The following is a 24,720-nucleotide window of genomic DNA, read 5'->3' as shown; positions in this document are numbered from 1 at the left end:
GCAGGGAGGCGCGGCGGGTGTGGGCGAGGAGCCGGATCCGGACTGGCAGCCGCTCTGAATCATCCCACGGTACCCGCGCAGGGCCCTCCGTCAGCCACCGTTCCTTCCCCTCCTCGCGAGGGGATTTTTTTTGCCGGGCGCGTGTAGCCGCACCGGCCTCCCGGCCCGCCGTGAACGGGACGTGCACCTCCGGCCCCAGCGGGCACGGAAAAAAAATTTGCCCCGTCGCGGAACCAACCGGCGGGGCGCCGGTCTTGCTGTAGTGGCGGGCGTCGTCCATTGCCGTGGATACACCACCGTCTTCCGGCGGTGGTGGCCAGGCGCCCGCTCTGGTGGACTCCTCGACGCGTCCCATTCCGACGACGCTCTTATCCCGGTGCAGGCCCTGCACCGGGATTTTTCTTTTGCGGTCAGCCGATCGCCTGGCGCATGGCGGCCATGACCTGGCCGTAGTCGGGGGCACCAAAAATGGCCGAGCCCGCCACGAACGTATCGGCGCCTGCCGCGGCGATCTCGCCGATGTTGGCCGCACTGACGCCGCCATCGATCTCCAGGCGGATGGCGCGGCCGCTCTCGTCGATCCGCCGGCGCACCTGACGCAGCTTGTTCAGCGCCTCGGGGATGAATTTCTGGCCGCCGAAGCCCGGGTTGACCGACATGATCAGCACCAGGTCCAGCTTGTCGAGCACATGGTCGAGCCAGCTGAGCGGCGTGGCCGGGTTGAACACCAGGCCCACCTGGCAGCCGGCGTCGCGGATGAGGCCGATGGTGCGGTCGACGTGCTCGCTGGCCTCCGGGTGGAAGCTGATCAGGCTGGCGCCCGCCCTGGCGAAGTCCGGCGCGATGCGGTCGACCGGCTTGACCATCAGATGGACGTCGATCGGCGCACGGATGCCGTAGTCGCGCAGGGCCTTGAGGACCATCGGGCCCATCGTCAGGTTGGGCACGTAGTGGTTGTCCATCACGTCGAAATGCACCCAGTCACCGCCGGCGGCGAGCACCTTGGCGGTGTCCTCGCCCAGCCGGGCGAAGTCCGCGGAGAGGATGGAGGGGGCGATGACGGGGGGCTGCTTGCTCATGCCGGGACCTGCGTTCGATTCACAGCCGTTCGCCCTGAGCGTAGCGCAGCGCAGTCGAAGGGATGTGGTGGTGGGACCCTTCGGCTTCGGCCCCGACGGGCCTGCGCTCAGGGCGGACGATGTCAGTTACTTGAACCCCTTTTCCGCCTTGATCCGCTCGTACGCCGCGTTGATCTCGCTGGCACGGGCTTCGGCGCGCTTGCGCATGTCCTCGGGCAGATCGCCGAGGCGGTCGGGATGGTGTTCGGAAATCAGCTTGCGGTAGGCGCGCTTGATGGCGCGTTCGTCGGCGCCGCGCGCGATGCCGAGCACGGCGTAGGGGTCCGGGCCATGCGTGCTGCGCCGCGGCGGCACGTAGCCGCCACCGCCGGCGCCACGCCGGCGATCGCCCGCGGCGGCATTCCAGGCATAGCCCTTCATGGCCATCAGCGCCATCAGCTCCATGTCGCTGATGCGCAGCGCGAAGGCGAGCTGGCGCAGCAGCGCCATTTTTTCCGGCGGTGGGTTGCCCTCGGCCAGCACGGTCTCGATCACCACGTCCAGCACCGGAAAAGCGTGGTCGCGGCGCATGCCGACCCAGCGGCGCAGGCCGTCGATCGCCGGCGTGACGTCGAATTCCGGTTGCTTGCCGCGGTTGAAGCTGGCGATGGCCTCCCTGCGCTGCTCGCCGGACAGGCCCATGCGCGTCATCAGCCGCTCGGCGATGGCGATTTCGGCTTCCGACACGCGACCGTCCGACTTGGCCACCGCACCAAGCAGCGCGAACAGCGGCCCGATGAAGCCGCCGACCTCGGGGGTGGCGCGGTAGCGCTGGCTCTGCCGCAGGCTGTCGATGACGAAGCCGATCACCGCGCCGACGATCGCCCCGGGCAGGCCGTGGCCGAGGATCAGGCCGACGAACGCCAGGATCAGCGTGGTGGACAGGTTCACGGGCGCGCCTGCGGGGCAGGCGCCTGCACGCTGTACCAGCGCGCGAGGGCATCCAGCTCGGCGGCGCTCACCGGGCCGATCGCCGCGCGCATGACCGCCGCGTCGCGGCGGCCGTCGCGGTACTGCGCCAGCGCATTGCGCAGGTAGTCCAGCCGCTGCCCGGCCAGGTTGGGCGCACCGGGCATCTGCGCGATGCCGGTCTCGCCGTGGCAGGCCGCGCACAGGCCCAGGCGTGCGGGACGGGCGGGGCCGGCGGCGAAGGCAGGCAGGGCGGCGGTCACGAGCGCCGCGAACAGGACGAGTCGCATCGGCAAGGCGTAGGGCGAGATGGATTCCCGGAAAGCGCGATTCTAGCAGGCGCCCCGGCGGCAGCCCCCAGCGGGGCGGCGAGGGCTGCCGCCGCCAGGCGGGGCGCCGGACCGGGCCTGCCCCGCGGCGACTCGCTAGAATAGCCCGCTCCCCCTTCGACGGCGGATCGCCCCGTGCCTACCACCCTGCTGCAATCGAACCTGCCCGGCCTGGACCTGATCCACCGCGGCAAGGTGCGCGACGTCTATGCGCTCCCCGGCAACCGGCTGCTGATCGTCGCCACGGACCGCCTGTCCGCCTTCGACGTGGTGTTGCCCGACCCGATCCCCGGCAAGGGCGAGATGCTCACGCAGATCTCCAATTTCTGGTTCGACAAGACCGCGCACATCATGCCGAACCATCTTTTGCAGGTGCCGCTGGGCGAGGTGCTGCCCAAGGGTACGGACCTGTCGCTTTACGCCGGTCGCGCCGTGGTGACGCGGCGCCTCAAGCCCGTGCCGGTCGAGGCGATCGCCCGCGGCTACCTGATCGGCTCCGGCTGGAAGGACTACCAGGCGACCGGCAAGGTCTGCGGGATCGCCCTGCCGCCGGGGCTCAGGCAGGCGCAGCAATTGCCCGAGCCGATCTTCACCCCGTCGACCAAGGCGGCGGTCGGTGACCACGACCAGAACGTGAGCTTCGACGCGGTGGTCGATGCCGTCGGCCGCGAGCTGGCCGACAAGGTGCGCGACGCCACGCTGGCGATCTACCGCTGGGCCGCCGACTACGCGGCCGACCGCGGCATCATCATCGCCGACACCAAGTTCGAGTTCGGCACCGACGAGGACGGCACGCTGTACGTGATGGACGAGATGCTCACGCCCGATTCCTCGCGCTTCTGGCCGGCGGACCAGTACCGCACCGGCATCAGCCCGCCGAGCTACGACAAGCAGTTCGTGCGCGACTATCTGGAGACGCTGGACTGGAACAAGAAGGCGCCCGGCCCGCACGTGCCCGGCGAGGTGATCGAGCGCACCCGTGCCAAGTACGCCGAGGCGCTGGAGCGGCTGGCCGGCATCCGGCTCGACTGAGCCACTGACAGGGGCAACGCCATGCGCAGCATGCAGAGCTGGCTCGACGGCTACAGCGCCGACCACCGCAATCCGGTCAACCAGGTCATCCACTGGATCTGCGTGCCGCCGATCGTCTGGACCGTGGTCGCGCTGCTGTGGACCGTGCCGGTACCGCCGGCGTTCCTGAAGCCGGGCGCGTGGGCGGTGTTCGCGATGGTGCTGGCTTTCGCCTGGTACTGGAAACACTCGCACCGGCTCGGCGCGGCGCTGGCGGTCGCCTTCGTCGCGCTGGCACTGCTGACCGCCTGGCTGTTCGGGCTGCTCGGGCCGGTGCGGCTGCGCTGGCTTGCCGTCGTGGTGTTCGTGCTGGCCTGGATCGGCCAGTTCATCGGCCACAAGTTCGAGGGCCACCGGCCCAGCTTCCTCACCGACCTGTCCTACCTGCTGGTCGGTCCCGCCTGGTTGATGGAGAAGCTCCTGCGCCGGCTCGGTTTCAAGGCTCACGACTAGATGCAAACCCTGCTTACCCTGCTCAGCACCCTGCTCTGGTGGGTGCTGTACGGCTCGATCGTCGCGCTGTTCGCCAGCCTGATCGCGTGGCCCGTCCTGCGCTGGAGCGAGCGTGCCAACGTGGTGTTCAACCGCGTCTACTTCGCCTGCCTGCTGTGGAGCCTGCTCGGGCTGCTGCTGGTCGGCCTGGTGGCCGCGCGCGAGGGACACGTCAGGCCGCCCTACGGGCCGCTGGTCGCCTCGTTGCCGCTGCGCCTGGCGCTGGTCGTCGACATGCTCGCCGGCACGCTGCTGCTGTGGCGCCTCACGCCGCGCGCGGATGCCCGGCGAATCCGCCCCACCAGCGCCTGCATGGCAATGGCAGCGGTGACGGCGGTGCTGTTCGGCATCCTCACCAGCCTGACCTGAGCCGCACCACTAGGGCTGCGGCGGCGCCCCGGGCTCACCGAAATCGGGCATGCCGTCGGTCGTCCAGCCGAGCGGCTGGATGCGCGGCGCGCGGCGCGGGGTGCACTTCCAGCCCGGACCACCGTTGGCGTGGTAGATGATCCAGTCGCGGCCGCCGGTGTCCTTGAAGAAACCGTTGTGCCCGGGGGCGTAGATGCCATGCTCGGGAGAACTGGCGAACACCGGCCGCGGGGCCTTGTGCCAGGAGGCCGGATCGAGCAGGTCGGCCGTCCCATCCGCCTGCAACAGGCCGAGGGCGTAGTCGTCCGACCAGCAGGCGCTGGCCGAATAGCTGAGGAACACCTTGCCGTCCGGCCCCTGCAGGAATTCCGGTCCCTCCAGGATCTTGCGTCCGCCCTGCATCTCCCAGGCGTACGTCGGCCGGGCGATGTCGACCTGCGACGCGCCGAGCGTCCACGGGTTGGTCATCGGCGCGATCACCAGGTCGCTGTGGTCGCCGACGTAAGCCGAATAGACGAAGTACCGGCGGCCGCCGTGTTCGAACACCGTGCCGTCGATGCCCGTGTGCCGGGTCCCGAGCATGCCGCGCTCCACCCAGCGCCCCCGCGTCGGATCGGCGGAGGCGTTCTCCAGTACGAAGACGTGGCGGTGGTCGTCGTCGTTGTGTTTGGCGTCCGCCGCGGTGAAGTAGAGGTACCACTTGCCGTCGATCCGGTGCAGCTCCGGTGCCCACACGGCCGCCGAGTCCGGCCCCTGCGCCGGTGGCCGCCACACGACCACGGGTTCGGCCTTCGCCAGTTCGCGCAGGTCGCGCGTCTTGCGCAACTCGATGCGGTCGCCGGAGGTGGCGGTGTAGTAGTAGGTGCCCTCGTACTGGACCACCCACGGGTCCGGCCCCGAGGGAAGCAACGGCTTGGCATAGTCCTGCGTTGCGACCGCCGGCGGCGTGGCGCCGGCGAGCAGCAGGGCAAGGACGGCGAGCAGCGGGCGTTGGCGCATCGGACGCATGGGGTCTCCAGGAATGACAGGCGCCGGCACGTGACCGTCAGCGGCCACCCGCCAGCAGCGGATCGAGCTGCACGTAGTCCACGTCGGCCGGGCGCGCGGCGCCTTCCAGCACCACGCGGTTGTCGCCCTCGCGCAGGCGACCGCTGGCGGTGGCCACATGCCAGCCGTCGTGGTCGACCCGGTCGGTGGTCTTCCAGACCACGCCGTTGACCCGTAGCACCGGCAGTGCGGGCGTGAAGCCCAGATCCTGCCAGCGGAACTCCGCGCGGTAACTGCCGGCCGGCACGTGCACCGGGAAGGTGAGCTGACCACCGGGGGCGGAGGCCAGGCGTGCCTTGGCATGGTTGGACGCGGTCGGATCACCGATGCGCACCGCCCAGCGCCGCAACGCGTCCTCCGCCTCGTAGCGGTCGAAGCGGGCCGGTCCCTCGGCGTACATCACCACGTTCCGGCGCGCGTCGGCGGGATCGGCGGCGGTCGAGGAGGTGGTCGCGTGCCACAGGCGGCCACCCGGCATGGACAGCAGTGCCTGGGTCCAGCCTGCATGGATGTTGCCCGTGAGTTTCTGCACCGGCGCCTCGGCCTCCCACCAGGGACCGCGGCCGCCGTCGTTGTTCCAGTAGAGGCTGTGGCCAGACGGATCGCCATCACCGCCGGCCCGTTCGGCCAGCACGGCGATCACGCCCGGACCCTTGCGCCAGGGCAGCCAACGCACGATCGGCGAGGCCGCCGGCCACGCGCCCGCGGCAGTCCGCACCGGCGTGCCGCGGTCGGCCGGATCGCCCCAGTCCAGTCCGTCGGCGCTGGTCTTGAGGTAGACCTGCCCGTTGTCCGGGCCGTCGATGTCCTCGTAGGTCATCAGGTAGCGGCCGTCCGGCTGGCGGTCGACCACGGCCATGCCGGGGCGCTCGACCCCGCCCGGAATGGCCACGTCCACCTTCTCGCCGCCCCAGCTGCGGCCACCATCGGCGGACACCTTGTGCGCCAGCAATTGGTTGAAGCCGGCTGCCTTGTGCCCCTCGCTGGAGTAATAGGCGACCAGCCGGCCGTCGTCGAGGCGGTGGATGTTGGGCTCCCACACGCCATGGTTGTCCTTGTCGCTCGGGTTGCCGCCGCCCTGGACGATCGAGCCGCGGTAGCGCCAGCTCTGGCCGCCGTCGGTGGAGGCGTACAGCTGCAGGTCCTCCGCGACCAATCGCCCGCCGGCGTCGTTGCCGGTGGCGTTGGCGGCCAGCAGCAGCGTGCCGGCGGGCAGGTCGGCGCTCGGCCTGGCCAGCTCGGACAGGTGCGGCTGCCAGCGCAGTTGCCAGCGCGGGTTCCGTCCGTGCGCCTGGTCGGTCAGGTCGGCAAGGAAGCGCCAGTGCGCGCCGCTGTCGTCGCTCCGGTACAGCGGGATGCCGCCCATGCCGTCGCGCTCGAACACCATCAGCATGGAGCCGTTCGCGGTCGCGTCGGACTGGTGCGCCAGACGCACCACCGACACGTAGCCCACGCCATCGGCGAGCACCTGGCCGCGCGTGCCGGGCGGTGCCGGGGCGGCGTGCGCCGCTCCGAGGCAGGCCACGGCGATGGCAAGGGAGAGAACGAGCGAACGCGTCATGGTCGACCTCGGAGCGGGCGCGGCCTGCCGGCCGCGTGACGAAGAAAGGAGCGGGCGACGACGGCGGGGGGAGGCTCCGCCGTCGTCGTTGTCATCCCGCTCAAAGCTTGAAGCGGACACCCAGGCCGACGGTGCGGTCCTGATAGCGGATGTCGCGCGGCCGCGAGTTGCCGTCGCCCCAGTACTGGTGCAGATCCTGGCCGGTCAGGTTGGTGGCCGAGAGGATCACGGTGGTGTTGGGGTTGACGTCGTAGCCCACCGACAGGTCCAGCTGGTTGGCCGGTTCGATCTCGTCGTGGTTCCCCGCCACGGTCGGCTGGGTGAAGAAGTCGATGAAGCGGCTGCGGTAGTTGTAGGCCAGGCGCGCGGAGAACCCGTACTTCTCGTACATCAGCACCGCGTTGTAGTTGTTCTTCGACACGTTCTGCAGCGGCGAGGTCATGACCGGGCCGCCGATGTACTGCGGCGAGCGGGTGGAGCCGTCGATGTAGGTGTAGTTCAGCTGCACGCCCAGGCCGCTCAAGGCACCCGGCAGGAAATCGAAGAACTGCTGGTAGGCGACCTCGGCGCCGTCCAGGTGGCCGCTGCCGGCGCTCTGCGGCGAGGACAGCTGGTATGCCTCGCCGTTGATCGTCACGTCGGTCACGTAGTTCTGGATATAGCCGTTGATGTCGCGATAGAACACGCCGCCGCTGACATAGCCGGACGGGGCGAAGTACCACTCCAGCGAGGCGTCGTAGTTGTTCGATTTGATCGGCTTGAGGTCCGGGTTGCCGCTGGCGGCCGCGCCGGCGCGGTTGATCGTGCCGGGGTTGAGCGAGAGCGACGGGTTGAGCTGGCCGAAACCGGGGTAGGTGACGGTCTTGGCCGCCACCAGGCGCAGCTGGAGCGCATCGGTGAAATGCAGGTTGAAGCTAAGGTTCGGCAGGTACACCGGCTCGCTGGTGTCCACCGACAGCGGTGAGTAGATGCCGGTGGCTGCGTTGAAGGAATACGCGTCGAGGTTGCGCTTGACGCGCTCCACGCGCATGCCCATCAGGCCGTCCGCCGGCAGGCCAAACACGGTGGTGTCGTAGGCCGCCTGCAGGTACGCGGCCAGGGTCTTCTCGTCGATGTTGTAGTAGCGGCCGGGGTTCACCGGCGCCCGGCCCGCGGGCAGGCCGTACAGCCCGCGGATCGCGTCCGCGTTGCCGGTCAGGTAGTCGTAGCAGCCGGTCAGCCAGGACACCGGGATCGCCGAGGTGGTCGGCATCGCGCAGAAGTAGTCGGTCGGGAAGCGCGCGGTCACCTGGTTGGCCGGATTCGGCGTCTCGACGATGTTGCCGGTGCCGGCGCCGCCCGGCGGCGGCGTGGACCGCTCGATGCTGCCGGTGTACTGGGCCTTGTGGTCGGCGTAGCGCAGGCCGAAGTCGAGGTAGCTGAAGAAGCTGCCGTTGATGTCCAGGTTGCCGTCGCCGCGCCAGGCCCACTGCTTGCCGCGCTGGGTGTTCCAGGTCTGGAACAGGCCGTTGAGGTAGTAGTTGCCCGGATCCAGCTGCAGGTTGTTGCCGAGTGACCAGTTCTGCTGGTTGCCGGCAGTACCGTTCCACACCGTGGTCACCGGCCCCTTGAGGAAGGTGTCGACGATGAAGGTGTTGACGTCGAACGACGTCGTCCCATACGACAGGTCCGAACTCAGGCGCAGCTTGTCGCCCTGCCACTTCACGCCCACCGCGTGCTGCATGTCGCGGCCGTGCTCGGTGTGCGCCTGCGTACTGGTCGCCGCGTAGGTGTTGCCGGTCCAGCTGCCGCCGGCGGCATCGCAGATGGTCTGGCCTTCGAACGGCGAGCCGGTGAGCTGGTCGGCGTAGCAGTGGTTGGAGACGGTCAGGTTGTCAGGGGTCACCGCGCCGACCGGGAAGGAGAAATAGAACGGCTGGTTGTAGTCGTCCGAGTCCCAGTCGTACAGGCCCTCGGCATACACCTCGGTGCTGTCGTTGGGCTTCCACTGCAGGGCGTAGTTGAGTTCGGGGCGCTGGCGGTAGCCGATGTTGTAGTCGGCGCCGAAGCCGTTCGGCGCGGCGATCAGGTCGCCCGCATCGGTGCGCATCGGCGTCCCGGTGCCGTCGGTGAGCACCTTCGGGAAATCGCCCCAGACCGCGTTGTACTGGTAGTGCTGGGCCATGAAGCTGGCGTTGACCAGCGCACCGACCTCGCCGATGCCGGTGTGCCAGCGATCACTGGCCAGCACGCTGAAGTTGGGATCGGTGTGGTTGCCGTACTTGGCGTGGGTGGCGGTGTAGGTCGCCGCCACCTTGGCGCCGTCGAAGTCGAACGGACGGTACAGCTGCATGTCGACCACGCCGGCGATGCCGCCGTCGGGCAGGCTCGCCTCGCTGCTCTTGTAGACCGAGACGGTCTTGACCGCGGTGGCCGGCAGGTTCTGGAACGCGAAGCCACGGCCCACGCCGCTGAAGATCTCGCGCCCGTTGAGCGTGGTGATGACGTTGGGCAGGCCGCGGATCACCACCGAGCTGGTCTCGCCCTGGAAGCCCTGTGCCACCTGCACGCCGGTGATGCGCTGCATGGCGTCGGCCACGCTGTTGTCCGGCAGCTTGCCGATGTCCTCGGCGACGATCGAGTCGACCACCATGCGCGCGTCCTGCTTGAGCGACTGCGCGCTCTCCAGGCTCTGGCGCAGCGGGGTGACCGTCACCTGCGAGAGATCGACGACTTTCTTCTTCTGCTCGCTCTGCGCGGTGCCGCTCTTGTGCGCAGTGGACTGCGCATCCTGCGGAGTGGCGCTGTCGGAGGATCGGGTGCCGGTCGCGTCGGGCGCCGGCGCATCCTGCGCGTGCGCCGGCGCGAAGGCCGCCGCGATCGCGGCCGCCAGGATCGTCACGGGAATGCGGTTGCGGTACATGGGTTCAAACCTCCGGTAGGAAGAACGCGGCCACCGTTGCGGCGGGGCCGTGCCTGGTCTGGGTGCGCCGCGGGCAGGCAGGCCGCGCGGCAGTAGAAGGGGTGATCGGCGGCGTGCTCAGGGCCTGGTGGCGGCGGCCGGCGCGGGATAGCTCGCCGCCGCCTCCGGCACCACGCCGCGCGGGGCGTGGGAGAGTGCGCGCAGGATCGCGGCCTCGCGCTGGCGGTAGGGCGTGCCGTCACCGTGCAGCAGGTCGTGGAACCAGATCGTCGGCGGCTGCAGCGTGTACGGGCGCTGCCAGGAGTCCCACGGCAGCGTGGTCTGCGTGCGCCCCTCGACGAAGCCCCAGTTGACCATGCCCACGTCGAGCTTCTTGGCCAGCGGCAGCACGCCGTCGATGGTCGAACCCGCGCCGCGCGCCATGTATTCGGTGCAGATCAGCGGCCGCCCGTAGTGCGCGAGCTGGCGCACGCGTCCGGCGAACTCCTCCGGCCAGCCGTAGTTGTGGAAGCTGATCACGTCGGATTCGTCGAGCTGGGTGCGTTCGACCGCGTTGAGCTGCGCCGCGTCGGACCAGTCGCCGCCATGCCACAGGCCGCTGGTGAGCGGCTGGGTCGGCGCGGCGCTGCGCGCCCAAGCGAATACCTGCGGCAGCAGCCTGGCCACCAGCGCCACCTTGTCCTTCGGCTCGCGCGGGTCATAGTTGCCGCCGCCGGGATTGTCGGGCTCGTTCCAAACGTCCCAGGCGAGCACGCGCTTGTCCTTGGCGAAGCTGCCGACGATGTCCTTCACGTATTGCTCGAGCCGCGGGTACTGGGTCGGGTCGGCCATCGCCACGCCCGGGCTCTGCACCCAGCCGGAATTGTGCACGCCGGGGATCGGCGGATGCTGCGGCCCGAGCTCGGGCTCCGGGTCCCAGCACGAGTCGAACAGCACGAAGATCGGCTTGATGCCGTGCCGGTCGGCGATGGTGAGGAACTGGTCGATGCGTCGCTTGAAGCCGGCCGGGTCCTGCTTCCACAGCAGGTCGTGCAGGAACACGCGCATGGTGTTCATGCCCAGCTGCTGCGCCCAGCCCAGCTCCTTGTCGATGCGCGCCGGGTCGAAGCTCGCGGCCTGCCACATCTCCAGCTCGTTGATCGCGTTCGCCGGCACGTAGTTGCTGCCCAACGGCCAGGGCTGGTGCTCGTACCAGGCGTGCGCCTTCGACGGCGTCCAGCGGGCCGGCGCATCGGCAGCGGGCGCGCGGGCGGCGATGAGCGCCGCCGCGCCGAATGCCAGGGCCAACAGTGGATGTTTCATGCGATCTCCCTCGTGTTGCGTTGCGCCAGGCAAACGCTCCCCGCGGGCACCCGCGACGGGTGCCCTTGGCATGTGGTGGGCCGGGTCAACGCGCGCTGCGCGCCGGCTCGGTGGTGAAGCGGTAGACGATCAGGTTGCGATAGACCTGCCCCGGCGCCAGCCGCGCCGAACCGAAGTCCGGCTGGTTGGGGGTATCCGGATACAGCTGCGGTTCGAGCACGAACGCGTCGCCCTGGCGGTACACGTGCCCGCCGGTGCCCACGGTGGTGCCGTCCAGGAAGTTGCCCGAGTAGAACTGCAGGCCCGGCTGCGCCGAGCTGAGCGTGAGCACGCGGCCGGATGCCGGGTCCTCCACGCGCGCGACCATGCGCGGCGCCGCGGCGGCCTTGCGGCTGACCACCCAGTTGTGGTCGTAGCCGTGGCCGTCCAGCAGCTGCGGGTCCGCAGTGCGGATGTCGCGCCCGATCGGCTTGGCCCGGCGGAAGTCGAACGGCGTGCCGGCGACCGGGCGGATCTCGCCGGTGGGAATGGAGCCGGCGTCGACCGGCAGGAAGGCGTCGGCCGGGATGGTCAGCCGCTCGTCCATCACGCTGCCCGAGCCTTCGCCGGAGAGATTCCAGTAGGCGTGGTTGCTCAGGTTGACGATGGTCGGCCGGTCGGTGGTCGCGCGGTAGGCGATCGACAGCTGGTCCCGGTCGTCCAGGGTGTAGGTCGCCGTCACCGACAGCGTGCCGGGGTAGCCCATGTCGCCGTCGGGACTGACGTAGCTCAGCGTCACGCTCGCCTTGCTGGCGTCGTGGTGTGTCCCGGCGACGGTCCACAACACCTTGTCGAAACCGCGCGTGCCGCCGTGCAGCGAGTTGGGGCCGTTGTTGACCGGCACCTGGTAGGTCTTGCCGTCGAGCACGAAGCGGCCCCTGGCGATGCGGTTGGCGTAGCGGCCGACGGTGGCGCCGAAGTACTGCGGCTGGTCGAGATAGCCCTTGAGGGTGGGATAGCCGAGCACGATGTCCGCCAGGTGCCCCTCGCGGTCGGGCACGCTGAGCGACTGCAGGCTTGCGCCGTACGCGATCACCCGTGCCGTGAGGCCGTGCGCGTTGGTCAGCACCACGGCCTCCACCGGCTTGCCGTCCGGCATCGTGCCGAAGGTCTCGCGCCTGGCCATCGTGCCCGCGTGCGCCGTCATCGACAGCGCCGCCAGCCCGAGCATCGAACCGATCCACCCTGCACGTCGCATGTCGCCAAAGCCCCTTCCGCGGTCGTCGAAGTGGAGGCATGCAAGCACATTGTATGATTATCGTGCAAGTGTTCGCGGGCAGGAAAATTTTCTTTGTGCGGCGCGGCATTGCGCGACTGGCAGACCGCCCGGGACGCCGCTTCCGCATCGCAACGCCGCGTGACTGGCCGCCGTCGGCGTCGGCACTGATCGCTCGCCGCCACGCAAATTCCGCATTGCGTCATCGCACTCTTCGCAGCATGCGATCAAGCAGCGAAAAAAATGCGCCGCCGCACCTTGGCAGGACGCGCGCCGAGTGCTTATAGTCGATTTGTATGACAAACCGTCCGGGCGCCGGCAGCGCCCGCCAGCACGATCGACCAACGCCCGCCGGGGAGCCGCATTTCATGAGGAAGCCGATCGCAGTCCGCAGCCTGTACGGGCACGTGATGCACGAGCTCGGGCAGCGCATCGTGGGGGGCAAGGTCAAGCCCGGCGAGGTGCTGCCGCGCGAGGAAACGCTCGCCGAAAGCCTGCAGGTCAGCCGCACCGCGTTGCGCGAGGCGCTCAAGGTGCTCTCGGCCAAGGGCCTGATCGAATCGCGCACCGGTGTCGGTGCGCGGGTGCTGGAGAAGCGGCACTGGAACCAGCTCGATGCCGACGTGCTGGCCTGGCGCTGCGCCTCGATGCCGACCGACGACTTCGTCGACAAGCTGGTGGAGATGCGCGAGGTGATCGAGCCGGCCGCCGCCGCCAACGCCGCGCGTCGGCGCAGCACCGAGCAACTGGCCGCCATCGACGCCGCCTACCGCGCGATGGACGCGGCGCAGACGCTCGACGAGTGGACCGCCGCCGACCTGCAGTTCCACGACGCGGTGCTGCATGCGACCGGCAACGAACTGCTGCAGTCGCTGTTCTCGGTGGTGGAGACCGCGCTGGGCACCTTCTTCACCCTGTCCGCGCGTACCGCGGGCAACTTCAAGTACTCGCTGCCGCAACACCAGAAGGTGCTCGAGGCGATCCGCCGCAAGCAGCCGGAGGTGGCGCGCAAGGCGATGCACGCGATGATCGCCGACTCGCAGGCGAACCTGCAGCACAGCCGCGGCCGCGCCCGCAAAAAGGCCAGTGCGTGAACACCCCGCTGGTCGGCCTGGACTGGGGCAGCACGCGGCTGCGCGCCTACCGCTTCGACGAGGCGGGCGCCGTCGCGGAGACCCGCGCGCTGCCCTGGGGCAGCCGGCAGTTGCCCGAGGGCGGCTTCGAGGAAGCCTTCGCGCGGGCGGTCGAGGGCTGGCCGCGCGCGCCGGTGCTGGCCTGCGGCATGGTCGGCAGTCGCGGCGGCTGGCGCGAGGCGCCCTATCTCGACACGCCGTGCCGGCTCGCTGCGCTGGCCGGCGCGCTGACCGCCGTCGATGCACCGGACGGCCGCACCCTGCTCATCGTGCCCGGCCTGCGCGATCCCACCGGGCCGGACGTGATGCGTGGCGAGGAGACCCAGGTCGCCGGCGTGCTGGCGCAGTCGCCGGCTCCGGCAGACGACGTGCAGCTGCTGATGCCCGGTACGCACAGCAAGTGGGTGCGCGTGCACCGGGGCGCGGTCACCGGCTTCACTACCCTGATGACCGGCGAGCTGTTCGCGCTGCTGCGCGGGCACTCGGTCCTCGGCGCGGGCCTGCCCGCGGACGGCACCGACGACGAGGCGTTCGCACTGGGCGTCGCCGCGGCGCGGACCTCCGGCGCGGCCGGTGGCCTGTCGCGGCTGTTCTCGGCGCGCGCGCTGATGCTCGAGGGCGCGCTGGCGCCGGCATCGGTCGCGGATTTCCTTTCCGGCCTGCTGATCGGCGACGAGCTGCGCATGGCGCTGGCCGGCGGCTGGGCGGCGCCCGGGGCGCCGGTGCAGGTCGTCGGGGAAGACGCGCTCTGCGCACGTTACCTGCTGGCGGCGCCGGCCTTCGGCCTGGCCCTGCAACGCACTTCCGGTGCCGCCGCCGCGGCCGGCCTCTGGCAGGTCGCCGCGACGGCCGGCCTGCTCCACGGACATCCACACGCATGAACGATTTCAAGACCTGGCTCGACCCGCTCCCGCTGGTCGCCATCCTGCGCGGCCTGCGCCCCGACGAAGTGCCGACGGTCGGCGACGCACTGGTCGAGGCCGGCTTGCGCATCCTGGAAGTGCCGCTCAACTCGCCGCAGCCGCTGGAAAGCATCCGCCGCATGGCCGGGCGTTATGGCGCCGGGCGGCTGGTCGGCGCCGGCACCGTGCTCGATCCGGCGTCGGTGCGCGATATTGCCGAGGCCGGCGGGCGCATCGTGGTGATGCCGCACGCCGACGTGGCGGTGATCCGTGCCGCCAAGCAGGCCGGACTCTACTGCGTGCCGGGCGTCGCTACGCCGACCGAGGCGTTCGCCGCGCTCGCCGCCGGCGCCGACGCGCTGAAACTGTTCCCCGCCGAGCAGGCCTCCCCGGCCGTGCTCAAAGCCTGGCGCGCGGTGCTGCCGCCGGGCACCGCGGTGCTGCCGGTCGGCGGCGTCGCACCCGACACCATGGCGCCGTGGCTGGCCGCCGGCGCGGCCGGCTTCGGCATCGGCTCCGCGCTCTACGCGCCGGGGCGTGCGGCCGACGACGTCGGCATGCGCGCGCGGGCCTTCGCCCAGGCCTGGCGGCGCCACCTCGATTCAGGAATCCGTGCATGAAGATCACCCGCCTCACCACCTTCGTCGTGCCACCCCGCTGGCTGTTCCTGCGCATTGATACCGATGCGGGGATCTGCGGCTGGGGCGAACCGATCGTCGAGGGGCGCGCGCACACCATCGCCGCGGCGGTGGACGAGCTGTCCGACTACCTGGTCGGCAAGGATCCGCGCCACATCGAGGACCTGTGGAGCGTGATGTACCGCGGCGGCTTCTACCGCGGCGGGCCGGTCCTGATGAGCGCGATCGCCGGCATCGACCAGGCGCTGTGGGACATCAAGGGCAAGGAACTTGGCCGGCCGGTGCACGACCTGCTCGGCGGCCGGGTGCGCGAGCGCATCCGCGTGTACTCGTGGATCGGCGGCGACCGCCCGGCGGACACCGCGCGTGCCGCGAAGGACGCGGTGGCGCGCGGCTTCACCGCGGTCAAGATGAACGCCACCGAGGAAATGCAGTACGTCGACACCCACGCCAAGGTCGAACAGGTGCTCGCCAACGTACAGGCGGTGCGCGACGCGGTCGGGCCGCACGTCGGCCTGGGCCTGGATTTCCACGGCCGCGTGCACAAGCCGATGGCCAAGGTGCTGATGCGCGAACTGGCGCCCTACAAACTGATGTTCATCGAGGAGCCGGTGCTGTCCGAGCATCTCGAGGCCCTGCCCGAGCTGGCCGCGATTTCCCCGGCGCCGATCGCGCTGGGCGAGCGGCTGTACTCGCGCTACGACTTCAAGCGCGTGCTGGCGATCGGCGGCGTGGACATCCTGCAGCCCGATCCCTCGCACGCCGGCGGCATCACCGAAACGCGCAAGATCGCCGCGATGGCCGAGGCCTACGACGTGGCGATCGCGCTGCACTGCCCGCTCGGGCCGATCGCGCTGGCCGCCAACCTGCAGCTGGACGCGGTCTGCCACAACGCCTTCATCCAGGAGCAGAGCCTGGGCATCCACTACAACGCGGCGAACGACCTGCTCGACTACGTCAGCGACCGCAGCGTGTTCGCCTATGAGGACGGCTTCGTTGCGATTCCGGGCGGTCCGGGTCTCGGCGTCGACGTGAACGAGGCCTACGTCGCCGAGCGCGCATCGGCCGGCCATCGCTGGCGCAACCCGGTCTGGCGCCATGCCGACGGCAGCGTGGCGGAGTGGTGAGCATGGCCGCGTTCGCTTCCTATCCCAGCCTGGTCGACCGCAGCGTGTTCGTCAGCGGCGGCGCGACGGGCATCGGCGCGGCGTTCGTCGAGCACTTCGCGCGCCAGGGCAGCCGGGTCGCCTTCATCGACGTCGACCGCGCGCACGGCGAGGCGCTCTGCGCGTCGCTGGCCGACGCCCGCCACGAGCCACTCTTCCTGCCCTGCGACGTCACCGACCTGGACGCGCTGGGCGCGGCGATCGCGCAGGCGCGCGCCGCGATCGGCCCGATCGGCGTGCTGGTCAACAACGCCGCCAACGACGTGCGGCACGCCTTCGGCGACACCACCGGTGCCGACTTCGACCGCAACATCGCGGTCAACCTGCGCCACCAGTACTTCGCCACGCAGGCGGTGCGCGAAGACATGCGGCGCCTGGGCGGTGGCTCGGTGATCTGCCTGGGTTCGACCGGCTGGATGAAGAAGAATGCCGGCTACCCGATGTACGCCATGGCCAAGGCCGCGGTGCGCGGGCTGGTCAACGGCCTGGCGCGCGAGCTCGGCCACGACCGCATCCGCATCAATGCGCTGGTGCCGGGCTGGGTGATCACCGAGAAGCAGCGCCGCCTGTGGCTGGACGCCGAGGGCGAGGCCGAGATCGCGCGCGTGCAGTGCCTGCCCGGCTACCTGATGGCCGACGATCTCGCCCGTGCGGCGCTGTTCCTGGCGGCCGACGACAGCCGCATGTGCACCGGCCAGGATTTCATCGTGGACGGCGGCTGGGTATGAGCGCATCCGCCGCGGCCGTCCTGCAGGCGCGCAACACGCTGGGCGAAGGCGTCCTCTGGTGCCAGCGCGAGCAGGCGCTGTACTGGACCGACATCCACGCGGCGACGCTCTGGCGCTTCCGCCCGCGCGATGCGCGGGTCGAGCAGTGGACGATGCCCGAACGGCTGGCCTGCCTCGCGCTGTGCGAGGCCGAGGGCTGGCTGCTGCTCGGACTCGCCTCGCGGCTGGCCTTCTTCCACCCGGCGAGCGGGACGCTGGCGCCGATCGCGCCGGTGGAACCCGGCCTGCCCACGCGGCTCAACGACGGCGCCTGCGACCGGCAGGGACGCTTCGTGTTCGGCACGCTGCACGAGCCGCCTGCGGGCGGTGCGCGGCAGCCGGTCGGCGGCTTCTGGCGCCTGAACGCGGACCTTTCGCTCGAGCGCCTGGAACTGCCGGGCGTGGCGATCAGCAACAGCGTCGCGTTCAGTCCCGACGGGCGCACGCTCTATTTCTGCGACTCGCCCAGCCGCACCATCCAGTGCTGTGCCTACGGCGACCGTTGTGGCCCGCCCCGCACGTTCGCGCAAGTGGACGACCCGCGCGGCGAGCCGGACGGCTCGGCGGTGGATGCGGCCGGCAACCTGTGGAACGCGCAGTGGGGCCTGGGGCGCGTGGCGTGCTATACCGCCGACGGTCGCCTGGACCAGTGCATCGACGTACCCGCCTCGCAGCCGACCCGCCCCGCCTTCGGCGGGGCCGATCTGGCGATGCTCTACATCACCAGCGCGCGCGACGGCCTGGACGCCGCGGCGCTTGCCTCGCAACCGTCCGCCGGCGCGCTGTTCGCGGCACCGGCGGGCACCATCGGCCTGCCGGAACCGCGTTTCGCCGGCACGCCGCCGCGGCTGTCGGCCCACCCGGGCGGTACCGCGGCCGGCGCCCTCCACTCCGCTTCCGGGGAAGCCCATCCATGAACAGCAACGCTCTTGCCACACCTCTCGCGCAGCCCCGGACGGCGGCCCTTTTCACCTGCATCCTGGCCGCGCTGGCCGGCCTGATGTTCGGCCTGGACATCGGCGTGATCTCCGGCGCCACCCAGTTCATCCAGAGCGACTTCCGCGTCGGCGACCATGTCATCGAGTGGATCGTCAGCTCGATGATGTTCGGCGCCGCGGTGGGTGCGGTCGGGGCCGGCTGGCTGTCCTCCCACCTGGGCCGCAAGCGCTCGCTGATCCTGGGCGCGGTGCTGTTCGTGCTCGGCTCGCTGCTCTCCGGCATGGCCTGGTCGCCGGCCACGCTGATCGCGGCACGCCTGGTGCTGGGCCTGGCGATCGGCCTGGCCACCTTCACCGCGCCGCTGTACCTGGCCGAGGTGGCACCCGAGCATATCCGCGGCGCGATGATCTCGACCTACCAGCTGATGATCACCATCGGCATCCTGGTGGCCTTCCTTTCCGACACCGCCTTCAGCTACTCGGGCCAGTGGCGCTGGATGCTGGGCGTGATCGCGATCCCCGGCGCGCTGTTCCTGCTGGGCGTGCTGATGCTGCCGGACAGCCCGCGCTGGCTGATGATGCGCGGCCGCCGCGAGGAGGCCATCGGCGTGCTGCAGCGGCTGCGTGGCGACGCCCGCGTGGTCGAGCGCGAGGCGGCCGATATCGAGGAGCAGCTCAAGACCCCGCAGCGCGGCTGGCACCTGTTCCTGGAGAACCGCAACTTCCGCCGCTCGGTCGGGCTGGGCGTACTGCTCCAGCTGATGCAGCAGTTCACCGGCATGAACGTGGTGATGTACTACGCGCCACGCATCTTCCAGGCGATGGGCTACGACACCGCCGCGCAGATGTGGTTCACCGCGCTGGTCGGCCTGACCAACGTGCTGGCCACCTTCATTGCCATCGCGCTGATCGACCGCTGGGGTCGCAAGCCGATCCTGTACACCGGCTTCGCCGTCATGGCCGTGGGCCTGGGTGTGGTCGGCGCGATGATGCACGGCGGCATCGCCACGCATGCGGCGCAGATCTTCACCGTGGCGATGCTGCTGATGTTCATCGTCGGCTTCGCGATGTCGGCCGGCCCGCTGGTGTGGACGCTGTGCTCGGAGATCCAGCCGCTGAAGGGCCGCGACTTCGGCATCGGCTGCTCGACGTTCACCAACTGGATCGCCAACATGATCGTCGGCGCCACCTTCCTGACCCTGCTCAACGGCATCGGCAACGCTTACACCTTCTGGCTGTATGCCGCGCTCAACCTGGTCTTCATCGGACTGACCGTCTGGCTGGTGCCCGAGACCAAGGGCGTCACGCTGGAGCAGATCGAACGCAACCTGATGCACGGCAGGCGCCTGCGCGAGATCGGCCGCTAGCACTCATGGCGTTTCGCGCGCCGCCGCGTTGGCGGCCGCGACCGCCCGCACAAAACCGCCGAACGGAATGTCGGTAATGCCGACCAGCCCGAGGTGCGCGTTCTCGCCATCGAGCAGGCGGCCGGCCACCGGCTCGTCGGCGTACTGGAACCAGTGCGCGCCGACGATCGAGGGGTCTGCTGCCGCGGCGGCGAGGAAGCGCGCATAAGCCTCGCCGCGCTGCGCCTCGTTCCACACCGGCACCGGGCCGGCGCCGAACGGGCCGCGGTCGGTGGAGCCGAACGCGAACTCGCTGATCAGCACCGGCCGGTCGAGCCGGCGCAGGGCGGCCAGGTCCATGCCGTGCTGCGGCAGGTCGGCGTAGACGTTGATGCTGATGACGTCGCACCACTGCGCGCAGGCGGCCACCGCTTCGGGCGTACGTACGGCAAAGCGCCCCCCGAGGAACAGGTGGTGCGGGTCGTGCCGGCGCAGCGCCTGCGCGACGGTGCGGAAGTAGCGCCCGGCGTAGGCGCGCAGCCAGGCGCTGTAGTCCGCGGCGATGGCCGGGTGGGCTTCGTCCGGCACGGGGGCCTGGAAGCCGGCCGGCTCCAGCGCCTCCCAGCGCGTCACGCCGATGCCCCAGGCCACGCCCAGCCGCAGCGCGTCGCCGTACTTGCGCTTGAGCATGGCCAGGAAGGCCTGCTTGGCCGGGCTGCGTGGCTCGCCGCGCAGCGTGCCGAGGGCCAGCGCCCAGCGGCCCTGCGGGCCGGGGGACGCCCACGCCAGCTCGTTGTCGGCGAAGTAGCCGAGCAGCCATGGATCGTCACGCACGCCCCGGGTAGCGGCGGCGACCGCGCGTTCGGCCGCCGCTGCGAAGCGTGGATCGAAGGGATCGGGCATGCGCCCCCACCAGTCGTAGCCTGTCGCGACGTCGGCGTAGGTGCCGGCGATCGCGATCGGTCGCGTGTAGGCCAGCCGATGCCCGCGGGCGACGGCCGTGTCGCTCCAGTTGCCCAGCGTGTTGAAGCCCCAGGCGGCCAGCCGCGCGCGGGTGCGGGTGCGCCAGGCCGCGCGCCAGCCGGTGCCGTCGACGCGGAACAGGTTGGCCGCATAGAAGTCGAACCAGCGGCCATGGTCATAGGCCAGGCCGGTGGTCGCGCCGGTGTCGCGGCGGCTGTCACCGCGTCCGTAGAACGCCTGCCAGGCACCCACGGCCGGCGGCAGGCCAGCGAACATCCATTCCCGGCCCTGCACGTAGCTGCGACCACCGTCGGCCGTCACCGTATTGATGCCCAGCGAGAAGAAAGGATGGCCCTCCGGTGTCATCAGTCGCCAGCGACCGTCGAGTTTCTGCGTGTGGAACCAGCCGGTGGCGGTGGCCCGGGCGTTCGCATGGCCGCTTTTTTCCTCGTGCACGCCGGTGCCGGCCAGTTGCGCGTGCTCGCGCGCATGCACCGCGCGCAGCGCGGCGTCGCTGTCGATCTTCTCCGGCCACTGCGCGCGCGTGTACTGGCCGTAGCGGTCGACGATGCCGGCATAGGCCTGGTGCAACGTGTCACCCGCGACCACGCCGGGCGTGCCGACAAGAAGCACCTGCGCGGCCTGCGGCGCGGGGATGGACAAGCGCGCCGCGCGCACGGCCTGGAGCGCCGGGGCGCCTTCCACCGTGGTGGCGAGCACGATGCGCTGCCCGTCCAGCTGGACCGGCATCGGCGGCCCGGCCTGCATGCCGAAGGCGCGCGGCGCGGTCGCGTGCAGCGGCACCACGAGGGTCTGCGGGGGGCCGGCAGGCAGGCCGACGGTCGCCTGCAGGTGCGCCCCCGCCACGCCTTCCAGGTCGATCGACAGGGTGACCGCCCAGGGCATGGCGTTCTGCACGCGCACCCGCCACTGCCCGCCGCCCCGCCAGGGCCGCTCCGGCGCGAGGCGTACGTAGGGCCGGGCCGACGGCTCGAAGGTGTAGCGGCGCAGGGTCTCGCCGGCCACCTGCTGCATCCCGCCGGCCCGGACGTGCGACAGGTCGGCCTGCAGCCCTGCCGGCCCGGCCGCGGCCTGCGCCCGGCACGCCAGCGAGAGCAGCAGGCCAACGAATGCAGCGTGGCTTTTCATGCGGCCAGTGTCGCTCGAGCCGCCGCGAACACGGCGTCGGCGCCGTGCCCGGTCAGGCGCTGCTGCGCTCCAGCCAGCGCCAGCCGTAATAGGCGGGAATGCCGCAGGCGATGATGACCAGGCTCATGCCGGCGTCGTGCGGGTTGTGCAAGGCGGTCGCGCCGATCACGCCCAGGACGGTCGCCACGAACACCATCGGCAGCCACGGGTAGAACGGCACGCGGTAGGGCGAGGGCTCGCTCAGGTAGCGGCGGTACCAGAACAGTGTGGCGATGCTGCAGGCGTGTGCCAGCCACTCGCCCACGGTGGTGTAGTCGAGCAGCTGGTTGAAGCTGCCGGACACCGCCAGCACGATCGCCCACGCGCCGAGCGTGGCCAGCGCCACCTGCGGCGCGCGGCTCTGCGGTTCGATCCGGCCCACGGCGGAGAAGAACATGCCGTCGGCGCCCATCGTCTGCAGCACGCGCGCGCCGCCGGCGATGGCGATGTTGCAGTAGCCGAAGGTGGAGCAGGCGATGCCCAGCGCCATCAGGGTGGCACCGCGCTCGCCGAGCAGCCCGCGCATCAGGTCGGCCGCCGGCGCCTGGCTGGCCGCCAGGCCCGCGTGGCCCAGGCCGGCCAGGTAGGCGAAGTTCGCCAGCACGTAGGCGATCACCACCCCGGCCATGCCCACCCCCAGCGCGCGCGGCAGGGTGCGTTGCGGATCGCGTACCTCGCCGGCCAGGTCGTTGAGGTAGTGGAAGCCGCCATAACTGAACAGCACCGGCAGCAGCGCGCCGAACAGTGCACCGGGTGGCACGTTGCGGCCGGGATCGGTGGCCAGCGTCACGCCCAGGTGGCCATCGGCGAGCACCACGCCGACCACCACCAGCAGCGCGATGGCCGCGAGCTTGAGCACGGTGAAGATGTTCTGCACCCAGGCGCCGGCGCGGATGCCGAACAGGTTCACGCCGACGATGAAGGCGATCGCGCCGGCGGCCACCGGCTTGATGTAGAGGGTCGACAGGCCCAGCGCCGCGCAGAAGTAGTCGGCGAACGCGGTCGCGACCGCCGCCACGCTGCCGGGGTAGTTGATCAGCGCCATCGTCCAGCCGAACAGGAACGCCGGCAGCTGGCCGAACGCCTCGCGCAGGTAGATGTAGCTGCCGCCGGCCTGCGGCCGCCGTGCGCCGAGCTCCGCGTAGCAGAGCACGCCGGCCAGGGTGAGCAGGCCGCCGACGGCCCACAGGATCAGCAGCTCCCAGCCCGAGCCGGTGCGTTGGGCGAGCGTCGCCGGGGTACGGAAGATGCCTGCGCCGATCACGCCGCCGATGACGATCATCGCCGCGTCCCAGGTGCCCAGGCGGCGCAGGTAGGTGTTCGATTCGGTACTCATGCGTGGGCGGGCATCGCGGGCGGCGGAAGGGCAACGATAACGTGACTGGCCGGTCCGGTTCAGCCTGCGGGTCCTCAAGGAGCATCCGGGGCGCGGGCGGGCATGCCTGGAGGGCGCCTCCCGCGCCGCCGGCACTCGCGCGCCCGGATGCATCCGGCTAAGGTCGCGCCGATGTCCGTACGCCCTTCTTCCCGCGCCGGCGCCACGGGCGACTCGCGCACGCGCCGCGGGTGGCGCACCCTTTCCTGGCTCGTCTCGGCGCTGCTGCTCGCACTGGCGGGCTGGCTGCTGCACCGCTACCTCGGCGCGATGCGCTGGCGCGACGTGGCCGCCGCACTGGTGCAGCTGCAGCGCTCGCACGTCGCCGCCGCCCTGGCCGCGACCGCGACCAGCTTCGCCATGCTGGCCGCGTTCGACGTGCTGGCCGCGCGGCGCGTGGCCCCCGCGCGCGCATCGGCCGGACTGGCGGCATTCGCGGGCTTCGCGGCACATGCGCTGTCCAACACGCTGGGGTTCCACGCGGTTACCGGCGGTGCGGTGCGCTACCGGGTCTACGCCTCCGCCGGCCTGGGTGCGGGCGACATCGCGCGCGTGGTCGCGCTGGCCAGCCTGGGCGTGGGCCTGGGCTATGCCGTGCTGGGCGCGGCCGGGCTGCTGATGGAACCGCCGGTCGCCGCCGGCTGGGGGCGCGTCGGCGGCGTGGTCATCGCGCTGCTGCTGGCCGGGCTGGTGCTGTGGCTGGCGCGACCGCGCAGCCTGCGCGTCGGCCGCTGGACCATCGCCCTGCCCGGCGCGGGCTCGGCGATGGTGCAGATGCTGCTCGGCGGCGTGGAGATGAGTGCGGCCATCGCTGCGATGTACCTGCTGCTGCCGCCGCCGATCGCGCCGGCTTTTGCCGACTTCGTGCCGGTCTATCTGGCCGCGCTGCTGGCCGGCATCATCAGCCACGCCCCCGGCGGGCTGGGCGTGTTCGAGGCGATCCTGCTCGGCGCGTTTCCGGCCCGGGCGCGCGCGGACGTACTCGCCGCCCTGTTGTGCTATCGGCTGGTCTACAACCTGCTGCCATTCGGGCTTGCCGCGCTGGGCCTGGGCCTGTTCGAGGCGCGCCGGCGCCGTGCCCTCGCCGCACCGCTGGACGATCCGTCCTGACGGCACATGCCGCGGCCGGGGCACGGCCGTATGCTCGGCGTCCCCTTCCCCCGTGGTGCCGCGCATGCCCGACGCCAGCCATCTGTTCGCCTTCGCGCTGATCGCCCTGGGGCTGGTGCTGACGCCCGGGCCGAACATGGTCTACCTGGTCTCGCGGTCGGTCACCCAGGGCCGTGCGGCGGGGCTGGTGTCGCTGGCCGGCGTGGGCGTGGGCTTCATCGCCTACATGCTGTGCGCTGCCTTCGGCATCACCGCGCTGGTGTTCGCGGTGCCGTATGCCTATGACGCGCTGCGCCTCGGCGGCGCGCTCTATCTCCTGCACCTGGCCTGGCAGGCGCTCAGGCCCGGCGGCCGTTCGCCGTTCCAGGTGCGACAGCTGGCGCCGGACCGCCCGCGCCGGTTGTTCGCGATGGGTCTGCTGACCAACCTGCTCAATCCCAAGGCGGCGATGCTCTACCTGTCGCTGCTGCCGCAGTTCATCGCGCCCGGCCGGGGCAGCGTGCTCGGACAGTCGCTCGTGCTGGGTTTCACCCAGATCGCCATCAGCCTGACGGTCAACGCACTGATCGTGCTTGCCGCCGGCGGCATCGCCCGGTTCCTGGGCGGGCGCCCGCTCTGGCAGGCCGTGCAGCGCTGGATGATGGGCACGGTGCTCGCGGCGCTGGCCGTGCGCATGCTCGCGCAGGGACGCCGCTAGATGTGTAAACCCACCAGGTTGTTCATGGCGATGCGGGTGATAGGTGGCCGGTAGTCCAGGCTGGCGTGTGGCCGGTGCCAGTTGTACTGATGCAGCCAAGCCCACCAGTGCGCGGCGCGCTGGGCCGAGTGGTCATAGCTGC

General features: G+C 70.8%; 22 protein-coding genes and 1 pseudogene. 12 read left to right on the top strand and 11 right to left on the bottom strand.

All coding sequences use genetic code 11. The annotated features are described in order from the left end of the window. Positions 1-410: 410 nt before the first annotated feature. The 3 genes from rpe to VFH59_RS10945 all read right to left on the bottom strand — a co-directional run bounded on the left by rpe (position 411) and on the right by VFH59_RS10945 (position 2,317). Complete coding sequence (rpe, locus tag VFH59_RS10955) at positions 411-1,079, bottom strand: ribulose-phosphate 3-epimerase (RefSeq protein ID WP_325164932.1); 669 nt, start codon at positions 1,077-1,079, stop codon at positions 411-413. A 126-nt stretch (positions 1,080-1,205) separates the two neighbouring features. Beyond that, on the bottom strand, positions 1,206-2,009 hold the full coding sequence (djlA, locus tag VFH59_RS10950; RefSeq protein ID WP_325164931.1) for a co-chaperone DjlA: 804 nt from the start codon (positions 2,007-2,009) through the stop codon (positions 1,206-1,208). After that, entirely contained in the window at positions 2,006-2,317 is a 312-nt protein-coding gene (locus VFH59_RS10945) for a c-type cytochrome (RefSeq protein WP_325164930.1), read from the bottom strand. The genes djlA and VFH59_RS10945 overlap by 4 nt, the downstream gene beginning before the upstream one ends. 174 nt (positions 2,318-2,491) lie before the next feature. Between VFH59_RS10945 and VFH59_RS10940 the strand changes: the two genes are divergently transcribed. The 3 genes from VFH59_RS10940 to VFH59_RS10930 are packed head-to-tail and all read left to right on the top strand — an operon-like array spanning position 2,492 to position 4,288. Next, a complete protein-coding gene (locus VFH59_RS10940; protein WP_325164929.1) occupies positions 2,492-3,388 on the top strand; it encodes a phosphoribosylaminoimidazolesuccinocarboxamide synthase in 897 nt (298 codons plus the stop codon). 21 nt (positions 3,389-3,409) lie between these two features. Continuing rightward, entirely contained in the window at positions 3,410-3,880 is a 471-nt protein-coding gene (locus VFH59_RS10935) for a DUF962 domain-containing protein (RefSeq protein WP_325164928.1), read from the top strand. Then, positions 3,881-4,288, top strand: coding sequence for a hypothetical protein (locus VFH59_RS10930; protein WP_325164927.1), 408 nt, complete (start codon positions 3,881-3,883; stop codon positions 4,286-4,288). 9 nt (positions 4,289-4,297) lie between these two features. On the opposite strand, the gene VFH59_RS10925 is transcribed toward VFH59_RS10930, so the two are convergent. The 5 genes from VFH59_RS10925 to VFH59_RS10905 all read right to left on the bottom strand — a co-directional run bounded on the left by VFH59_RS10925 (position 4,298) and on the right by VFH59_RS10905 (position 12,337). Continuing rightward, positions 4,298-5,296 (bottom strand): glycoside hydrolase family 43 protein, encoded by a 999-nt coding sequence (locus VFH59_RS10925; protein WP_325164926.1) that lies wholly within the window; start codon positions 5,294-5,296, stop codon positions 4,298-4,300. A 37-nt stretch (positions 5,297-5,333) separates the two neighbouring features. Beyond that, positions 5,334-6,896, bottom strand: a complete 1,563-nt coding sequence (locus tag VFH59_RS10920) for an exo-alpha-sialidase (RefSeq protein ID WP_325164925.1) — start codon at positions 6,894-6,896, stop codon at positions 5,334-5,336. A gap of 100 nt (positions 6,897-6,996) precedes the next feature. Then, the gene (locus tag VFH59_RS10915) at positions 6,997-9,798 is read right to left on the bottom strand and encodes a TonB-dependent receptor (RefSeq protein WP_325164924.1); all 2,802 of its coding nucleotides are present in this window, start codon (positions 9,796-9,798) and stop codon (positions 6,997-6,999) included. A 117-nt stretch (positions 9,799-9,915) separates the two neighbouring features. Next, positions 9,916-11,100: a cellulase family glycosylhydrolase gene (locus VFH59_RS10910; protein ID WP_325164923.1), complete on the bottom strand. Its 1,185-nt coding sequence runs from the start codon at positions 11,098-11,100 to the stop codon at positions 9,916-9,918. An 85-nt stretch (positions 11,101-11,185) separates the two neighbouring features. Then, positions 11,186-12,337 carry an aldose epimerase family protein gene (locus tag VFH59_RS10905; RefSeq protein ID WP_325164922.1) on the bottom strand — a complete coding sequence of 384 codons (1,152 nt, stop codon included), beginning with the start codon at positions 12,335-12,337 and terminating at the stop codon, positions 11,186-11,188. Between the two features lie 386 nt (positions 12,338-12,723). Between VFH59_RS10905 and VFH59_RS10900 the strand changes: the two genes are divergently transcribed. The 7 genes from VFH59_RS10900 to VFH59_RS10870 are packed head-to-tail and all read left to right on the top strand — an operon-like array spanning position 12,724 to position 19,266. Further along, a complete protein-coding gene (locus VFH59_RS10900) occupies positions 12,724-13,449 on the top strand; it encodes a FadR/GntR family transcriptional regulator (protein WP_325164921.1) in 726 nt (241 codons plus the stop codon). After that, positions 13,446-14,369 carry a 2-dehydro-3-deoxygalactonokinase gene (locus VFH59_RS10895; protein WP_325164920.1) on the top strand — a complete coding sequence of 308 codons (924 nt, stop codon included), beginning with the start codon at positions 13,446-13,448 and terminating at the stop codon, positions 14,367-14,369. The genes VFH59_RS10900 and VFH59_RS10895 overlap by 4 nt, the downstream gene beginning before the upstream one ends. Beyond that, complete coding sequence (locus VFH59_RS10890; RefSeq protein WP_325164919.1) at positions 14,366-15,010, top strand: 2-dehydro-3-deoxy-6-phosphogalactonate aldolase; 645 nt, start codon at positions 14,366-14,368, stop codon at positions 15,008-15,010. The genes VFH59_RS10895 and VFH59_RS10890 overlap by 4 nt, the downstream gene beginning before the upstream one ends. Then, complete coding sequence (gene dgoD, locus VFH59_RS10885) at positions 15,007-16,155, top strand: galactonate dehydratase (protein ID WP_325164918.1); 1,149 nt, start codon at positions 15,007-15,009, stop codon at positions 16,153-16,155. The genes VFH59_RS10890 and dgoD overlap by 4 nt, the downstream gene beginning before the upstream one ends. Positions 16,156-16,157: 2 nt before the next feature. Next, the gene (locus VFH59_RS10880; protein ID WP_325164917.1) at positions 16,158-16,922 is read left to right on the top strand and encodes an SDR family oxidoreductase; all 765 of its coding nucleotides are present in this window, start codon (positions 16,158-16,160) and stop codon (positions 16,920-16,922) included. After that, positions 16,919-17,878, top strand: a complete 960-nt coding sequence (locus VFH59_RS10875) for an SMP-30/gluconolactonase/LRE family protein (RefSeq protein WP_325164916.1) — start codon at positions 16,919-16,921, stop codon at positions 17,876-17,878. Before VFH59_RS10880 ends, VFH59_RS10875 begins: the two co-directional genes overlap by 4 nt. After that, positions 17,875-19,266 carry a sugar porter family MFS transporter gene (locus VFH59_RS10870; RefSeq protein WP_325164915.1) on the top strand — a complete coding sequence of 464 codons (1,392 nt, stop codon included), beginning with the start codon at positions 17,875-17,877 and terminating at the stop codon, positions 19,264-19,266. The genes VFH59_RS10875 and VFH59_RS10870 overlap by 4 nt, the downstream gene beginning before the upstream one ends. A gap of 3 nt (positions 19,267-19,269) precedes the next feature. On the opposite strand, the gene VFH59_RS10865 is transcribed toward VFH59_RS10870, so the two are convergent. Further along, positions 19,270-21,357, bottom strand: coding sequence for a beta-agarase (locus VFH59_RS10865; protein ID WP_325164914.1), 2,088 nt, complete (start codon positions 21,355-21,357; stop codon positions 19,270-19,272). 52 nt (positions 21,358-21,409) lie between these two features. After that, complete coding sequence (locus VFH59_RS10860; RefSeq protein WP_325164913.1) at positions 21,410-22,732, bottom strand: APC family permease; 1,323 nt, start codon at positions 22,730-22,732, stop codon at positions 21,410-21,412. Positions 22,733-22,903: 171 nt separating this feature from the next. On the opposite strand from VFH59_RS10860, the gene VFH59_RS10855 reads away from it, so the two are divergent. Next, the gene (locus VFH59_RS10855) at positions 22,904-23,881 is read left to right on the top strand and encodes a UPF0104 family protein (protein ID WP_325164912.1); all 978 of its coding nucleotides are present in this window, start codon (positions 22,904-22,906) and stop codon (positions 23,879-23,881) included. A 64-nt stretch (positions 23,882-23,945) separates the two neighbouring features. Beyond that, a complete protein-coding gene (locus tag VFH59_RS10850) occupies positions 23,946-24,578 on the top strand; it encodes a LysE family translocator (RefSeq protein ID WP_325164911.1) in 633 nt (210 codons plus the stop codon). Here VFH59_RS10850 and VFH59_RS10845 read toward each other — a convergent pair. Then, positions 24,575-24,720 (bottom strand): annotated as a pseudogene (locus VFH59_RS10845) (IS481 family transposase); the annotation flags it as partial. The gene VFH59_RS10850 and the pseudogene VFH59_RS10845 sit on opposite strands and share 4 nt — an antisense overlap.

The sequence above is a fragment of the Frateuria sp. genome, from assembly GCF_035695185.1.
Taxonomy (GTDB): domain Bacteria; phylum Pseudomonadota; class Gammaproteobacteria; order Xanthomonadales; family Rhodanobacteraceae; genus Frateuria_A.
Note: the sequence above shows the minus strand (reverse complement) of the source record. Positions and strands in the feature narration are given on the sequence as shown.

Bases quoted from the DNA above. Each gene is read 5' to 3' on its own strand.
- VFH59_RS10935 (WP_325164928.1), top strand. From the start codon at position 3,410: ATGCGCAGCATGCAGAGCTGGCTCGACGGCTACAGCGCCGACCACCGC.
- VFH59_RS10860 (WP_325164913.1), bottom strand. From the start codon at position 22,732: ATGAGTACCGAATCGAACACCTACCTGCGCCGCCTGGGCACCTGGGAC.
- VFH59_RS10915 (WP_325164924.1), bottom strand. From the start codon at position 9,798: ATGTACCGCAACCGCATTCCCGTGACGATCCTGGCGGCCGCGATCGCG.
- VFH59_RS10855 (WP_325164912.1), top strand. From the start codon at position 22,904: ATGTCCGTACGCCCTTCTTCCCGCGCCGGCGCCACGGGCGACTCGCGC.
- VFH59_RS10930 (WP_325164927.1), top strand. From the start codon at position 3,881: ATGCAAACCCTGCTTACCCTGCTCAGCACCCTGCTCTGGTGGGTGCTG.
- VFH59_RS10905 (WP_325164922.1), bottom strand. From the start codon at position 12,337: ATGCGACGTGCAGGGTGGATCGGTTCGATGCTCGGGCTGGCGGCGCTG.
- VFH59_RS10870 (WP_325164915.1), top strand. From the start codon at position 17,875: ATGAACAGCAACGCTCTTGCCACACCTCTCGCGCAGCCCCGGACGGCG.
- VFH59_RS10945 (WP_325164930.1), bottom strand. From the start codon at position 2,317: ATGCGACTCGTCCTGTTCGCGGCGCTCGTGACCGCCGCCCTGCCTGCC.
- VFH59_RS10890 (WP_325164919.1), top strand. From the start codon at position 14,366: ATGAACGATTTCAAGACCTGGCTCGACCCGCTCCCGCTGGTCGCCATC.
- rpe (WP_325164932.1), bottom strand. From the start codon at position 1,079: ATGAGCAAGCAGCCCCCCGTCATCGCCCCCTCCATCCTCTCCGCGGAC.
- VFH59_RS10880 (WP_325164917.1), top strand. From the start codon at position 16,158: ATGGCCGCGTTCGCTTCCTATCCCAGCCTGGTCGACCGCAGCGTGTTC.
- VFH59_RS10865 (WP_325164914.1), bottom strand. From the start codon at position 21,357: ATGAAAAGCCACGCTGCATTCGTTGGCCTGCTGCTCTCGCTGGCGTGC.
- VFH59_RS10910 (WP_325164923.1), bottom strand. From the start codon at position 11,100: ATGAAACATCCACTGTTGGCCCTGGCATTCGGCGCGGCGGCGCTCATC.
- dgoD (WP_325164918.1), top strand. From the start codon at position 15,007: ATGAAGATCACCCGCCTCACCACCTTCGTCGTGCCACCCCGCTGGCTG.
- VFH59_RS10900 (WP_325164921.1), top strand. From the start codon at position 12,724: ATGAGGAAGCCGATCGCAGTCCGCAGCCTGTACGGGCACGTGATGCAC.
- VFH59_RS10850 (WP_325164911.1), top strand. From the start codon at position 23,946: ATGCCCGACGCCAGCCATCTGTTCGCCTTCGCGCTGATCGCCCTGGGG.
- VFH59_RS10925 (WP_325164926.1), bottom strand. From the start codon at position 5,296: ATGCGTCCGATGCGCCAACGCCCGCTGCTCGCCGTCCTTGCCCTGCTG.
- VFH59_RS10875 (WP_325164916.1), top strand. From the start codon at position 16,919: ATGAGCGCATCCGCCGCGGCCGTCCTGCAGGCGCGCAACACGCTGGGC.
- VFH59_RS10920 (WP_325164925.1), bottom strand. From the start codon at position 6,896: ATGACGCGTTCGCTCGTTCTCTCCCTTGCCATCGCCGTGGCCTGCCTC.